13 protein-coding genes are annotated in these 15,218 nt (G+C 42.4%); 7 read left to right on the forward strand and 6 right to left on the reverse strand.

Annotation, left to right across the window (positions count from 1 at the left end; translation table 11 throughout):
• The first annotated feature begins 88 nt into the window (after positions 1 to 88).
• Positions 89 to 1,219, forward strand: a complete 1,131-nt coding sequence (locus tag OCF96_RS04310; RefSeq protein WP_261446527.1) for an ABC transporter ATP-binding protein — start codon at positions 89 to 91, stop codon at positions 1,217 to 1,219.
• Positions 1,220 to 1,314: 95 nt separating this feature from the next.
• Here OCF96_RS04310 and OCF96_RS04315 read toward each other — a convergent pair whose 3' ends face one another.
• From OCF96_RS04315 to OCF96_RS04335, 5 genes are all read right to left on the reverse strand, one after another.
• Positions 1,315 to 2,505, reverse strand: coding sequence for a ferredoxin reductase family protein (locus OCF96_RS04315; protein WP_261446528.1), 1,191 nt, complete (start codon positions 2,503 to 2,505; stop codon positions 1,315 to 1,317).
• 144 nt (positions 2,506 to 2,649) lie between these two features.
• Positions 2,650 to 3,309 carry an amino acid ABC transporter permease gene (locus tag OCF96_RS04320; RefSeq protein ID WP_261446529.1) on the reverse strand — a complete coding sequence of 220 codons (660 nt, stop codon included), beginning with the start codon at positions 3,307 to 3,309 and terminating at the stop codon, positions 2,650 to 2,652.
• Positions 3,310 to 3,318: 9 nt separating this feature from the next.
• Positions 3,319 to 3,996, reverse strand: coding sequence for an amino acid ABC transporter permease (locus tag OCF96_RS04325; RefSeq protein ID WP_000131137.1), 678 nt, complete (start codon positions 3,994 to 3,996; stop codon positions 3,319 to 3,321).
• 12 nt (positions 3,997 to 4,008) lie between these two features.
• A complete protein-coding gene (locus OCF96_RS04330) occupies positions 4,009 to 4,803 on the reverse strand; it encodes a transporter substrate-binding domain-containing protein (protein ID WP_261446530.1) in 795 nt (264 codons plus the stop codon).
• A 10-nt stretch (positions 4,804 to 4,813) separates the two neighbouring features.
• Entirely contained in the window at positions 4,814 to 5,572 is a 759-nt protein-coding gene (locus OCF96_RS04335) for an amino acid ABC transporter ATP-binding protein (protein ID WP_084928862.1), read from the reverse strand.
• Between the two features lie 176 nt (positions 5,573 to 5,748).
• On the opposite strand from OCF96_RS04335, the gene recJ reads away from it, so the two are divergent.
• From recJ to OCF96_RS04365, 6 genes are all read left to right on the forward strand, one after another.
• On the forward strand, positions 5,749 to 7,971 hold the full coding sequence (gene recJ, locus OCF96_RS04340; protein ID WP_261446533.1) for a single-stranded-DNA-specific exonuclease RecJ: 2,223 nt from the start codon (positions 5,749 to 5,751) through the stop codon (positions 7,969 to 7,971).
• Between the two features lie 173 nt (positions 7,972 to 8,144).
• Positions 8,145 to 9,806 carry a ribonuclease J gene (locus OCF96_RS04345; protein WP_143952989.1) on the forward strand — a complete coding sequence of 554 codons (1,662 nt, stop codon included), beginning with the start codon at positions 8,145 to 8,147 and terminating at the stop codon, positions 9,804 to 9,806.
• A 67-nt stretch (positions 9,807 to 9,873) separates the two neighbouring features.
• Positions 9,874 to 10,653: an alpha/beta hydrolase gene (locus OCF96_RS04350; protein ID WP_261446534.1), complete on the forward strand. Its 780-nt coding sequence runs from the start codon at positions 9,874 to 9,876 to the stop codon at positions 10,651 to 10,653.
• A gap of 62 nt (positions 10,654 to 10,715) precedes the next feature.
• Entirely contained in the window at positions 10,716 to 11,417 is a 702-nt protein-coding gene (locus OCF96_RS04355; protein WP_261446535.1) for a M57 family metalloprotease, read from the forward strand.
• Positions 11,418 to 11,456: 39 nt separating this feature from the next.
• Positions 11,457 to 13,304 carry an excinuclease ABC subunit UvrC gene (gene uvrC / locus OCF96_RS04360; RefSeq protein WP_261446536.1) on the forward strand — a complete coding sequence of 616 codons (1,848 nt, stop codon included), beginning with the start codon at positions 11,457 to 11,459 and terminating at the stop codon, positions 13,302 to 13,304.
• Complete coding sequence (locus OCF96_RS04365) at positions 13,294 to 14,127, forward strand: metallophosphoesterase family protein (RefSeq protein WP_125411015.1); 834 nt, start codon at positions 13,294 to 13,296, stop codon at positions 14,125 to 14,127. Before uvrC ends, OCF96_RS04365 begins: the two co-directional genes overlap by 11 nt.
• Positions 14,128 to 14,308: 181 nt before the next feature.
• On the opposite strand, the gene OCF96_RS04370 is transcribed toward OCF96_RS04365, so the two are convergent.
• Positions 14,309 to 15,109, reverse strand: a complete 801-nt coding sequence (locus tag OCF96_RS04370; protein WP_261446537.1) for an amino acid ABC transporter substrate-binding protein — start codon at positions 15,107 to 15,109, stop codon at positions 14,309 to 14,311.
• Positions 15,110 to 15,218 lie beyond the last annotated feature (109 nt).

Here is a 15,218-nt window from a genome sequence, read left to right on the forward strand (position 1 = left end):
TTTTTTATTTTTTTGGTCATCTTGCCATAGAAATGTAAAGCGTTTTCATCTATAATAAAACTATCAAAAGACAAAAGGAGTTCACCTCATGGTAGAATTGAATCTTAAAAACATTTACAAAAAATATCCAAACAGCGAACACTACTCAGTTGAAGACTTCAACTTGGACATCAAAGACAAAGAGTTTATAGTTTTTGTAGGTCCTTCAGGATGTGGTAAATCAACAACTCTTCGTATGATTGCTGGTCTTGAAGACATCACAGAAGGTACTGCATCTATCGATGGCGTGGTTGTCAACGACGTAGCTCCAAAAGACCGTGACATCGCCATGGTATTCCAAAACTACGCTCTTTACCCACACATGACTGTTTATGACAACATGGCTTTCGGTTTGAAATTGCGTAAATACAGCAAAGAAGACATCGACAAACGTGTGCAAGAAGCAGCAGCAATCCTTGGTTTGAAAGAATTCTTGGATAGTAAACCAGCTGACCTTTCAGGTGGTCAACGTCAACGTGTTGCCATGGGTCGTGCGATTGTCCGTGATGCAAAAGTATTCTTGATGGACGAACCTTTGTCAAACTTGGATGCCAAACTTCGTGTATCAATGCGTGCTGAAATCGCTAAAATCCACCGTCGTATCGGAGCTACAACTATCTACGTAACTCACGACCAAACAGAAGCGATGACACTTGCAGACCGTATCGTTATCATGTCAGCAACTAAGAACCCTGCTGGTACAGGTACTATCGGACGTGTAGAACAAATCGGCACTCCTCAAGAAGTTTACAAAAACCCAGTTAACAAATTCGTAGCAGGATTCATCGGAAGCCCAGCTATGAACTTCATCAATGTGAAATTGGTTGGTAGCGAAATTATTTCAGACGGTTTCCGTTTGAAAGTTCCAGAAGGAGCATTGAAAGTTCTTCGTGAAAAAGGCTACGAAGGTAAAGAATTGATCTTCGGTATCCGTCCAGAAGATGTGAATGCAGAACCTGCTTTCCTTGAAACATTCCCAGAATCAGTTGTCAAAGCTACTATCTCTGTATCAGAATTGCTTGGTTCAGAATCTCACCTTTACTGCCAAGTTGGTAAAGATGAATTTGTTGCCAAAGTTGATGCTCGTGACTACTTGCAAACAGGTGCAACAGTTGAACTTGGATTTGACTTGAACAAAGCACACTTCTTCGATGTAGAAACTGAAAAAACAGTCTACTAAGATAAATGAAACTCAAAACACTGCTAGAAATCTGGCAGTGTTTTTTGAGATTGCGTAGAAAAAACTCCTGGGAAATTCCAGGAGGGTATGATTGATTATTTGAACTTGAATCCTTCGTAAATAAGCTCTGCTTTTGGATTTTCTTCCTTAATTTGTTTGGCAAGTGATTTCATCATAGAATGAGGACCACACATATAGACGCTTGCATGTTCGGTCACTTCTTCTTGCTCAAAATTAAGATAGCCGTCTTTCCTACTGTCTACTAGATGGAGTTCAAAATTAGGATTTTTCTGAGCATAGTCACGAAGCAAATCTAGATAGACTGCATTTTCCTCTCCACGGAAGCTATAGTAGAAGTGAACCTGTTTATCTAAAATAGGATGTTCACGGATATAAGAGATGAAGGGGGTGATCCCAATACCTCCAGCAACCCAAACCTGATTTTCTCGTCCTTTTTCTATGATCATGTGTCCGTAAGCTCTGTCTACGCTTACTTTGCTGCCGACTTGAAGATTGTCATAGATATTCTTGGTATGGTCACCTGAATTTTTAACAGTAAAGTAAAGAGTTTGACCATGACCTCCTGAGATAGAAAAGGGATGCGGAGCATTTTCAAAACCTTCTTGGAAAATCTTTAGGAAGGCAAATTGTCCTGATTGATAGATGAAAGGTCTGCTAAGATGGATTTGAATTTCTCTAGTATCGTGGTTTAAGCGTTTGAGATTGGTAATTTTCCCTAGATAGGGGAAGCCAATCTTTTGATAAAGGAAGATGATATAAAAACCAGCCAGTAATCCTAAAAGGGCATAGCTACCAACAAGAAAACTTAGAAGATTAAATGTAAGGAGACGATTGCCCATCATCATGTAGACATGAAAGAGTCCGAAAATATAAGCTAGATAAACCAGACGGTGAATCCATCGCCAAGCTTCGTATTGGATGTATTTGCCTAAATAGGCGACAAGGATGATACTGACAAAGATATAGATGGCAAGGTTACCAAACTGAGCAGCTAAACGAGAGCCCCACAAACCGCCCATACTAAAGTTATGAAAGATGAGTAGGATGATGGAGAGAAAGGCTGTGAATTTGTGGACAGTATAGACCTTCTCCAAACCGTGAAACCAGCTTTCTAGTAGTGGGAGACGAGTGGCTAGGATAAACGTCAGAGATAGGCTTGTTAAAGCTAGTCCTGGGATCATGAATTGGGGAGAAGTGTTCATCCAAGTCAAAATAGTCAAGACAAAACTAGCTATGATAAAGAGTAGTCCTTTGAGTGATTTCATAGAAAATTCCATTTCATTAAGATTTTGATTTGTTGTAAACGAATTCGTTACATTTTATCATAGAAAAAGTATGGTGTCAAATTGAGGTCTATAAATATCTACTATCATCAAAAAAACTCTCCAATTTAACTGGAGAGTTGCTGTTTATTCTGCAGCTTGTTGCCAGCGTTTTGCTAGCATATGAGATAGGCTTGAAATTGCTAGATTGAAGCTGAAGTAGATGAGGGCAATCAGGATATACAGACTGAAGACCTGCTCTGGTTCGAAATAACGGCCCATGAGAATTTGGCTGGCTCCAAAGAGCTCTTGTAGGGCGATAACAGAGTAGAGAAGGCTGGTATCCTTAATCACGGTTACAAACTGAGAAATGATAGCTGGCAACATTTTACGGATTGCTTGTGGGAGAATGATGTGGTAGAGGATTTGGGTTGAGGTGAATCCTTGTGACATTCCTGCTTCGTACTGTCCCTTGGCTACGGCATTGAGACCGCCTCGAATAATCTCAGCTAGAGCTGCTGAGGTAAAGAGAGTGAAGGCAGTGATTCCTGCTGGTGTGGATTTCATCTTGAACACTAAAAAGATAGTGAAAATCCAGAGGAGGTTGGGAACGTTACGCACAAACTCGATGTAAATGCTGGAGATGATGCGCAAGATAGGATTTTTGCCATTTCTCATGACAGCTAGCACCGTACCGATAAGGGTAGAGAGGACGATAGCAATCAGAGAAATGTAAAGGGTCAAGCCAAATCCTTTAAAGATAAAGACTAGGTTATCTGGGTTCAAAACTTCTAAAATGGATTCCATAGTAACCTCCTAAAGTGAATAGGCTTTTTTGTTGGCTTGCTCCATCTTGCGACCAAACTGGGCAACAGGAAAGCAAAGAGAAAAGTAGAGAAGGGCAGCACCTAGAAAGGCTGGGATATAGTTTCCGTTAAGTGCCGACCAAGACTTGGTCACAAACATCAAGTCCACTCCAGAGATGATAGCGACTGTAGAGGTATTCTTGATGAGGTTGACAATTTGGTTGGTCAAAGGAGGGAGAATAATACGGAAGGCCTGAGGCAAGATAATCAAGCGCATGGCACTGATATAGGTAAACCCTTGCGACAAGGCAGCTTCCATCTGACCGCTAGGAATAGACTGAATTCCTGAGCGAATAACCTCGGCGATATAGGCACCGTGATAGAGTCCCACGCAGAGTACAGCCGTCCAATAAATCGGAATCATGATGATATGGTCACTAATAAGAGGCAAACCATAAAAAACGATAACAAACTGTACCAAGAGGGGAGTGTTTTGGTAAAACTCGACAAAGATACGAGCTAAAATGCGCAAAATTGGACGTTTACTGGTCGACATAGCTCCGAAGAAGATTCCCAAGACCATGGCGAGGATAAAGGATCCAATCGCTAGGGCAAGGGTGAAGAGGAAACCATTGAAAAATTGTCCAAAATCCTGAAAATAGGCTGTCCAAGATGATAAATCTGTCATGGGGTGTCCTCCTTATTCTGCAGTATGGCTAGATGGTTTCAGTTTGTAACGGTCATAGAGTTTTTGCAAACTGCCGTCCTTGCTCCATTTGGTGACCAAGTTATCGAGATAGTCGTTGAGTTCTGTATTTGATTTCTTGGTAACGATACCGTAGTCAGATGGCTTGAAACTATCATCTAGTAGTTCTGTCCGCTTACTGATGTAGCCAGATAGGATAGAACGGTCAACGGAAAAGGCATCAATACGATGGGCATGGAGAGAAGTAATCAATTCTGGATAGGAACCAAGTTCTACAAATTTAAACTTCAGGCCTTTCTTTTTACCCAGTTCGGTAATCAGGCGTTGGGTGATGGAACCTTGGGCAACTCCGATGGTTTTTCCGTTTAAATCCTCAATACTTTTGATTTTGGCAGACTTATTGACCAAAAAGCCAGAAGCGTCCGTGTAGTAGGGGCTTGTGAAGTTGTAGAGTTTTTTGCGTTCGTCTGTGATGGTGAAGGTTGCGATATCCATATCGACCTGTTCGTTATCCAGGAGGGGTCCACGAGTTTGTGCTGTAACAGGCACATAGCGAATCTTGACCTTAAGCTCATCAGCTAGCATCTTGGCCAAGTCGGTTTCGATACCAGAATAGGTTCCTGTCTTGGGATCCTTGTAACCAAAATTGGGAACGTCTTGTTTCACACCGACAACTAGCTCGCCTCTCTTTTGAATGTCTGCGACACTGGTATCTGCCTGAACTGGTTTTGTAGCAGCAAGGCCGAAAAGGCTAATTAATAATGCTGATAAAAAGAATTTCTTTTTCATAGATGCCTCCTTATTTGACTTTGTCACTTTCGTGGTTGATGATTTTGCTGAGGAATTGTTGGGCACGAGGTTCGCTTGGATTGTCGAAAAAGTCATCGACATCTGTCGTATCCACCAAAACTTCTCCGTCAGCCATAAAGATGATGCGGTCAGCAACTTCACGGGCGAAGCCCATTTCATGAGTAACGACAATCATATTCATACCATCGTGGGCTAATTTTTGCATAACTGCCAGAACATCGCCGATAGTTTCAGGGTCTAGGGCAGATGTTGGCTCATCAAAGAGGAGGAGTTCAGGATGCATAGCGAGTCCACGTGCGATGGCAATCCGTTGTTTTTGTCCACCAGATAGCATGGCTGGATAAGAATCTTTCTTGTCCCACATATTTACAAATTCCAGATATTTTTGGGCTGTCTTTTCAGCTTCTTTTTTATCAATTCCTAGAACTTTTATGGGTGCAAGTGTTACGTTTTCTAACACTGTTTTGTGGGGATAGAGGTTAAAATGTTGGAAAACCATACCAACTTCCTTGCGAAGAGGTACTAAATCTTTCTGGCTGGCACCAGCAACTTGGTGACCATTTACTAGAAGACTTCCTTTGTCGATAGCCTCTAAACCATTAATCGTACGGATAAGAGTGGACTTCCCAGAACCAGAAGGTCCAAGGAGGACAACGACTTGCCCTTTTTCAAAACGGAGATTGATGTCGCGGAGTGCGTGGTAGTCTCCGTAATATTTTTCGACGTGTTCAAATTCTACTAAAGCCATAAGGAATCTCCTTTGTGTTAGATTTTATAACATGATTCTACACCAAAAGATTTTTCTTGTCAAATCATATCAGAAAAAAGTTAGTAAAATTTTTGTAGAAAGCAATCAGGATAGAGAAAAAGCCTAAATCATGTTATAATGAAGCAATAGAATTCTTAGAAAGAGTGGATGTCTTTTTGATAACACCTACTTATGAATGGCAGTTTGCCCCGCAGGTTGAAGATGCAGATTTTACAAAGATAGCCAAGAAGGCTGGACTGGGTCCTGAGGTGGCTCGGTTATTATTTGAAAGAGGAATTCAGGACCAAGAAAGTCTGAAGAAGTTTTTAGAACCTTCCTTGGAGGACTTGCACGACCCTTATCTGCTCCATGATATGGACAAGGCAGTGGAACGGATTCGTCAGGCCATTGAAGAAGGGGAAAATATCCTCGTTTACGGTGATTATGATGCGGATGGTATGACTTCGGCTTCTATTGTCAAGGAAAGTTTGGAACAGCTTGGTGCCGAGTGTCGGGTTTATTTGCCCAATCGTTTTACAGACGGTTATGGACCTAATGCCAGTGTCTACAAATACTTTATCGAGCAAGAAGGAATTTCCTTGATTGTGACGGTGGATAATGGGGTTGCTGGTCATGAGGCTATTGAACTGGCCCAGTCTATGGGAGTGGATGTCATTGTCACAGATCACCACTCTATGCCTGAAACCTTACCAGATGCCTACGCCATCGTTCACCCTGAACATCCAGATGCGGACTATCCTTTCAAATATTTGGCTGGTTGTGGAGTGGCCTTCAAGTTAGCTTGTGCCCTGTTAGAAGAAGTTCAAGTGGAATTGCTTGATTTGGTCGCTATTGGTACCATTGCAGATATGGTGAGTTTGACGGATGAGAACCGTATCTTGGTTCAATATGGTCTAGAAATGCTGGGGCATACTCAACGAATTGGTCTGCAAGAAATGCTGGACATGGCTGGGATTGCTGCCAACGAAGTAACAGAAGAAACGGTTGGTTTCCAGATTGCCCCTCGTTTGAATGCCTTGGGTCGCTTGGATGATCCTAATCCAGCCATTGATTTGTTGACTGGCTTTGATGATGAGGAGGCGCAAGAGATTGCCCTTATGATTCACCAGAAAAATGAAGAGCGCAAGGAAATCGTGCAATCTATCTATGAGGAAGCCAAGACCATGGTGGATCCTGAGAAGAAGGTCCAAGTCTTGGCCAAGGAAGGTTGGAATCCTGGGGTTCTAGGAATCGTAGCTGGTCGTTTGTTGGAAGAATTGGGGCAGACAGTCATTGTTCTTAATATAGAGGACGGTCGTGCCAAGGGTAGTGCTCGTAGTGTGGAAGCAGTGGATATTTTTGAGGCTCTGGATCCCCATCGAGACCTCTTTATCGCTTTCGGAGGCCATGCTGGCGCAGCTGGCATGACGCTGGAAGTTGAGAAACTTTCAGATTTATCTCAGGTTTTGGAAGATTATGTCCGTGAAAAAGGTGCAGATGCTAGTGGTAAGAACAAGTTAAATCTAGATGAAGAACTGGATTTGGAGACACTTAGCTTGGAAACGGTTAAAAGTTTTGAACGTTTAGCACCTTTTGGAATGGACAATCAGAAACCTGTCTTTTATATAAAGGATTTTCAGGTCGAAAGTGCCCGTACCATGGGAGCAGGCAATGCCCATCTCAAGCTGAAAATCTCTAAGGGTGAAGCGAGTTTTGAAGTGGTAGCATTTGGACAAGGTAGATGGGCAACAGAATTTGCTCAAACCAAGAATCTAGAGTTGGCAGTCAAATTGTCTGTCAATCAATGGAATGGCCAAACTGCTCTCCAGTTGATGATGGTGGATGCGCGTGTGGAGGGTGTTCAACTTTTTAACATCCGTGGGAAGAATGCAGTTTTGCCAGAAGGGGTTCCAGTCTTGGATTTCTCTGGAGAAGTGCCGGATTTAGCGACTAGTGAAGCGGTTGTCGTAAAAAACATACCTGAGGATATTACTCTGTTGAAAACCATTTTTCAGGAACAGAATTTCTCTGCCGTTTATTTCAAAAATGATATTGACAAGGCCTACTATCTGACAGGCTATGGGACTAGAGAGCAGTTTGCCAAATTGTACAAGACCATCTACCAGTTCCCAGAGTTTGATATTCGCTACAAACTGAAGGATTTGGCAGCTTATCTTAATATCCAACAAATCTTGCTGGTCAAGATGATTCAAGTATTTGAAGAGCTAGGCTTTGTGACGATCAAAGATGGTGTCATGACAGTCAATAAAGAGGCAGCAAAGCGGGAAATCGGAGAAAGTCAGATTTACCAAAATCTCAAACAAACCGTCAAAGACCAAGAAATGATGGCGCTGGGTACCGTGCAAGAAATTTATGACTTTTTAATGGAAAAAGAATAGCAGATAGGAAAGAGTTGGGCAACCAGCTCTTTTTTGAAAACAAATCTTCATTTTGAAAATCATTAAAAAAATGGTATAATGGTAGGAAAAGATTCGGCTAAAAGTAATAGTGCTTTTAGAATAAGAGGGTAAGCAACCCTATAATCAAGATAAACTAAGCTTTCGGAGGAAAAATGAGTAATATCAGTTTAACAACACTTGGTGGTGTGCGTGAAAATGGGAAAAATATGTATATCGCTGAAATCGATGGGTCTATTTTCGTTTTGGATGCAGGTCTGAAGTACCCTGAAAATGAACAACTAGGGGTGGACGTAGTTATTCCAAATATGGACTACCTTTTTGAAAATAGCGACCGTATCGCTGGCGTTTTCTTGACCCATGGGCATGCGGATGCCATTGGTGCTCTGCCTTATCTCTTGGCTGAAGCCAAGGTGCCTGTATTTGGCTCTGAACTGACCATTGAGTTGGCCAAACTCTTTGTCAAAGGAAATGATACGGTTAAGAAATTCAATGATTTCCATGTCATTGATGAGAATACGGAGATTGATTTTGGAGGGACTGTGGTTTCCTTCTTCCGTACGACCCACTCTATCCCAGAAAGTCTGGGTGTGGTCTTGAAGACAGCTGAAGGAAGCATCGTTTATACAGGTGACTTCAAATTTGACCAGACAGCTAGTGAATCCTATGCGACAGACTTCGCTCGTTTGGCAGAAATCGGTCGTGATGGAGTTCTAGCTCTTCTTAGCGATTCAGCCAATGCGGACAGTAATATCCAAGTGGCTAGCGAAAGTGAAGTTGGGGACGAGATCACTCAAACCATTTCGGACTGGGATGGTCGTATCATTGTTGCAGCAGTAGCTAGCAACCTCTCTCGTATCCAGCAGGTGTTTGACGCTGCGGATGCAACAGGCCGCCGTGTGGTCTTGACAGGATTTGATATTGAAAATATCGTCCGTACTGCTATTCGCCTTAAGAAATTGTCTCTAGCTAACGAGAGTCTTTTGATTAAGCCAAAAGATATGTCTCGCTTTGAAGACCATGAGTTGATTATCCTTGAGACAGGTCGTATGGGTGAGCCTATCAACGGTCTTCGCAAGATGTCGATTGGTCGCCACCGTTATGTGGAAATCAAGGACGGTGACCTAGTTTATATTGTAACCACTCCGTCTATCGCTAAAGAAGCAGTCATGGCGCGTGTGGAAAACATGATTTACCAAGCTGGCGGAGTTGTCAAACTGATCACTCAAAGCTTGCGTGTGTCAGGACATGGAAATGCGCGTGATTTGCAGTTGATGATCAATCTCTTGCAACCCAAGTATCTCTTCCCAATTCAAGGAGAATACCGCGAGTTGGATGCCCATGCTAAGGCTGCTATGGCAGTTGGGATGTTGCCAGAACGCATTTTTATCCCTAAAAAGGGAACCAGCATGGCTTATGAGAATGGAGACTTTGTCCCAGCTGGAGCGGTTTCGGCAGGGGATGTCTTGATTGACGGGAATGCCATTGGTGATGTTGGCAATGTGGTTCTTCGTGACCGTAAGGTCTTGTCAGAAGATGGAATTTTCATCGTCGCAATCACCGTTAACCGTCGTGAGAAGAAAATTGTGGCCAAGGCTCGTGTGCATACGCGTGGATTTGTTTATCTCAAGAAGAGTCGTGATATTCTCCGTGAAAGTTCAGAATTGATTAACCAGACGGTAGAAGACTATCTTCAAGGAGATGACTTTGACTGGGCAGACCTCAAAGGGAAGGTTCGTGATAATCTTACCAAGTACCTCTTTGACCAAACCAAGCGTCGTCCAGCTATTTTACCAGTAGTCATGGAAGCGAAATAATTGTTGAAATAAACAGAGAGAAAGTCGAGTTTCGGCTTTTTCTTATAGAAAAATAGAGGAAAAAATTATGGCAGTAATGAAAATCGAGTATTACTCACAAGTTTTGGATATGGAGTGGGGAGTGAATGTCCTCTATCCTGATGCTCATCGAGTGGAAGAACCAGATTGTAAAGATATTCCCGTCTTGTACCTCCTGCACGGGATGTCTGGCAACCATAATAGCTGGCTCAAGCGTACTAATGTAGAACGCTTGCTTCGAGGCACTAATCTCATCGTTGTTATGCCCAATACCAGCAACGGTTGGTATACCGATACCCAATATGGTTTTGACTATTACACAGCTCTAGCAGAGGAATTACCACAGGTTTTGAAACGCTTCTTCCCTAATATGACTAGAAAGCGTGAAAAGACCTTTATCGCTGGTCTCTCTATGGGAGGTTACGGCTGTTTCAAACTGGCTTTTGCTACAAATCGTTTTTCTCATGCAGCTAGTTTTTCAGGTGCTCTCAGCTTTCAAGATTTTTCTCCTGAAAGCCAAAATCTGGGGACACCAGCTTACTGGAGAGGTGTTTTTGGAGAGATTAAAGATTGGACAACTAGTCCTTATTCTCTAGAAAGTCTGGCTAAAAAATCGGACAAAAAGACCCAGCTTTGGGCTTGGTGTGGCGAGCAGGATTTCTTGTACGAAGCCAATAATCTAGCAGTGAAAAATCTCAAAAAACTGGGCTTTGATGTGACCTATAGCCATAGTGCTGGAACTCACGAGTGGTACTACTGGGAAAAACAATTGGAACGGTTCTTAGCAACCTTACCAATCGATTTCAAATTAGAAGAGAGATTGTCATAATTTAGCTTTCTTTCAGCTTGTTTTAGTAAAATAGACTTTATTTGCTAGAAAGGTGGAGGAACATGCGCTGGATTTTTCGTTTGATAGGGGCTTTCTTTTCTTTTGTGTGGCGTTTGTTTTGGCGTCTAGTTTGGATAGCTTTTCTTTTGTGTGCTTTTGCTTTTGGACTTCTCTGGTATCTGAACGGTGATTTTCAAGGAGCGCTAAAGCAAGCAGAACGGTCAGTCAAGATTGGTAAACAAAGTATCGACCAATGGGAAAAAACAGGGCAACTGCCTAAGTTGAACCAGACAGATAGCCACCAACACTCTGAAGGAAGGTGGCCGCAGGCTTCTGCTCGTATTTACCTAGATCCGCAGATAGATTCACGCTTTCAAGAAGCTTATGTAGAAGCGATTCAGAATTGGAATCAAACTGGTGCCTTTAAGTTTGAACTGGTGACTGAGGCCAGCAAGGCAGATATCTTGGCTACGGAGATGAATGACGGAGGTACTCCTGTGGCAGGAGAGGCAGAAAGTCAGACCAATCTCTTGACGGGGCAATTCTTGTCTGTCACGGTACGGTTGAATCACTATTATCTGTCCAATCCAAACTATGGCTATTCCTATGAGCGCATTGTCCATACGGCGGAACATGAGTTGGGTCATGCGATTGGCTTGGACCATACAGATGAGAAGTCTGTCATGCAACCTGCAGGTTCCTTTTATGGTATTCAGGAAGAGGATGTCGAAAGACTTCAAAAAATATATGAGACCAATGAGTAGGGAGGCTATCTTTCCCTACTTTTTTGCTATAATGGAACTATGAATAACTTGATTAAATCAAAACTAGAGCTCTTGCCGACCAGCCCTGGTTGCTACATTCACAAGGATAAAAACGGCACCATTATCTATGTAGGAAAGGCTAAAAATCTGCGTAACCGCGTGAGGTCTTATTTCCGTGGAAGTCATGATACCAAAACAGAGGCCTTGGTGTCTGAAATTGTGGATTTTGAATTTATCGTTACTGAGTCCAATATTGAGGCACTTCTCCTAGAAATCAACCTGATCAAGGAAAACAAGCCTAAGTACAATATCATGCTCAAGGATGATAAGTCCTATCCTTTCATCAAAATCACCCATGAACGCTATCCTCGTTTGATTATCACCCGTCAGGTCAAGAAGGACGGCGGTCTCTACTTTGGACCTTATCCAGATGTAGGGGCAGCCAATGAAATCAAGCGGTTGCTGGATCGAATTTTCCCTTTTAGAAAGTGTACCAATCCACCGTCTAAGGTTTGCTTTTATTACCATATCGGTCAATGTATGGCCCATACCATCTGTAAGAAGGATGAGGACTATTTCAAGTCTATGGCTCAGGAGGTTTCTGATTTTCTGAAAGGGCAAGATGACAAAATCATTAATGACCTAAAGGGAAAAATGGCAGCGGCAGCCCAGACTATGGAATTTGAACGTGCAGCGGAATACCGTGACCTAATTCAGGCTATTGGAACACTTCGAACCAAGCAACGGGTCATGGCTAAGGATCTCCAAAATCGGGATGTCTTTGGCTACTATGTGGACAAGGGATGGATGTGTGTTCAGGTTTTCTTTGTCCGTCAGGGAAAACTCATTGAGCGCGATGTCAATCTCTTTCCCTACTACAATGATCCGGATGAGGATTTCTTGACCTATGTGGGACAATTCTATCAAGAAAAATCTCACCTAGTTCCTAATGAGGTGCTGATTCCGCAGGATATTGACGAAGAAGCCGTCAAGGTCTTAGTGGATACTAAGATTCTCAAACCCCAGCGTGGTGAGAAAAAGCAACTGGTCAATTTGGCTATAAAGAATGCTCGAGTCAGTCTAGAGCAGAAGTTCAACCTGTTAGAGAAATCTGTCGAAAAGACACAAGGAGCTATTGAAAATCTAGGTCGTTTGCTCCAAATACCGACCCCAGTCCGCATCGAATCCTTCGATAACTCTAATATCATGGGGACCAGTCCTGTTTCAGCCATGGTGGTCTTTGTCAACGGCAAACCAAGTAAGAAAGATTACCGTAAGTATAAAATCAAGACCGTAGTCGGGCCAGACGACTATGCGAGTATGAGAGAAGTCATTCGCAGGCGCTATGGTCGAGTACAGCGTGACGGTTTGACTCCTCCAGATTTGATTGTCATCGATGGGGGACAAGGTCAAGTCAATATCGCCAAGCAAGTCATACAAGAGGAACTGGGTCTGGATATTCCCATTGCAGGTTTGCAAAAAAATGACAAGCACCAAACCCATGAATTACTTTTTGGAGATCCACTTGAGGTGGTGGAGTTGTCTCGCAATTCTCAGGAATTTTTCCTGCTCCAACGTATCCAAGATGAGGTCCACCGCTTTGCTATTACTTTCCACCGTCAACTGCGCTCCAAAAATTCTTTTTCATCACAACTGGATGGAATTGAAGGGCTGGGACCTAAACGCAAGCAGAATCTCATGAAGCATTTCAAGTCTTTGAGCAAAATCAAGGAAGCCAGTGTGGATGAGATTGTTGATGTTGGAGTACCTAGAACGGTTGCAGAGGCTGTACAGAGGAAGTTGAACCCGCAGGAAGAAGAGGAATTAGCTCAAGTGGCGGAAGAAAGAGTAGATTATCAAACGGAAGGAAACCACAATGAACCATAAAATCGCAATTTTATCAGATATTCATGGCAATACAACTGCCCTAGAAGCAGTGATTGCAGATGCTAAAAATCAAGGAGTCAGTGAATACTGGCTTCTGGGAGATATTTTTCTTCCCGGTCCCGGTGCAAATGACTTGGTCGCCCTGTTAAAGGACCTTCCTATAACAGCCAGTGTTCGAGGCAATTGGGATGATTGTGTCCTTGAGGCCTTGGATGGTGAATATGGTTTGGAACATCCACAAGAAATCCAGTCAATGCGAATGACCCAGTTTTTGATGGAGCGAATGGATCCTGCAACGATTGTCTGGCTACGAAGCTTGCCTTTGCTAGAAAAGAAAGAAGTTGACGGACTGCGCTTTTCTCTCTCTCATAATTTACCTGACAAAAACTATGGTGGGGACCTACTGGTTGATAATGATACGGAGAAATTTGACCAACTCCTAGATGATGAAACCGACGTGGCAGTCTATGGTCATGTTCACAAGCAGTTGCTTCGTTATGGCAGTCAAGGGCAACAAATCATCAATCCAGGTTCGATTGGTATGCCCTATTTTAATTGGGAGGCGTTAAAAAATCACCGTGCCCAGTATGCCGTGATAGAAGTTGAAGATGGGGAATTACTCAATATCCAATTTCGTAAAGTCGCTTATGATTATGAAGCGGAGTTAGAATTGGCCAAGTCCAAGGGGCTTCCCTTTATCGAAATGTATGAAGAGCTACGAAGAGAAGACAACTATCAGGGGCACAATCTGGAACTATTAGCAAGCTTAATAGAAAAGCATGGGTATGTAGAAGATGTGAAGGATTATTTTGATTTTTTGTAAGAGTTTCCTAAAATAACCAATGCAAACTAAAAAAGCGATTGGCTGGTCCAATCGCTTTTAGTATATCTTATACTCAATGAAAATCAAAGAACAAACTAGGAAGCTAGCCGTAGGTTGCTCAAAGCACAGCTTTGAGGTTGCAGATAAAGCTGACGTGGTTTGAAGAGATTTTCGAAGAGTATTATTGTAATTGAGATTGATCTGGAAGGTAAGAACCACCTAGATAAGTATTGCTGAGTTTTTCAAGGGTTCCATCTTGGTAGAGTTCTTTGAGCGCTTTATCAAATTTCTCTTTAAACTCTTTTTGGTCGTTTGAGAAAATGATATAGTTGTTGGGGCTATCGGCAGAAGGTAAATCAACAACCGAAAGGTCTAATCCACGATCCTTGATAATCTTTTGAACGGATACTTTGTCAAAAACTAGGAAATCAAACTCTCCGTTAGCAAGATCTAGGATTCGTTTGCCGATATCTTCGCCAGAAAAATCGATAGTAGCAGGATTATCAGTGTGTTTTTGATTCCAGTTATTGATGAATTGAGCGTTTGAAGTTCCGGTATCTTCTTGCGTTGTTTTTCCAGCGATTTGGTCAAGAGAAGTCAGAGGATTTTTCTTGTTGCTGACAAGGACGAGGGGATTGTTCGAAATTGGAAGTGAGTAGAGGTATTTTTCAGCACGCTCTTTTGTGTAACTCAAGTTATTGGCTGCAGCTTGATAGTGACCAGAATCCAGTCCTGGGAAGATGCTCTCCCAAGCAGTTCTTTGGAATTGAATCTTGTAGTCGCTGAGTTTTTCATCTACTGCTTTTAGAACTTCGATATCGAAGCCAGTCAGATTGCCCTTGTCTTCGTAGTCAAATGGTGGCACATCACCAGCTGTAGCAACGACAATTGTCTTTTGAGAACTAGTCTCTTTGGGTGTAGCTTGATTTCCACAGGCAACCAAAAATGGTAGGATGGCTAATAATAGGCTAAATTTTTTCATAATATCTCCATTCAAATGTAAAGTACTTGCTAGTTTATCAGAAATGTTCCTGATGAACCAATATATATTTTTTATGACTGTAATAAAAAATCTTAATCATGAAAAATCC

It is taken from the genome of Streptococcus mitis (genome assembly GCF_946190065.1).
Classification (GTDB): domain Bacteria; phylum Bacillota; class Bacilli; order Lactobacillales; family Streptococcaceae; genus Streptococcus; species Streptococcus mitis_DE.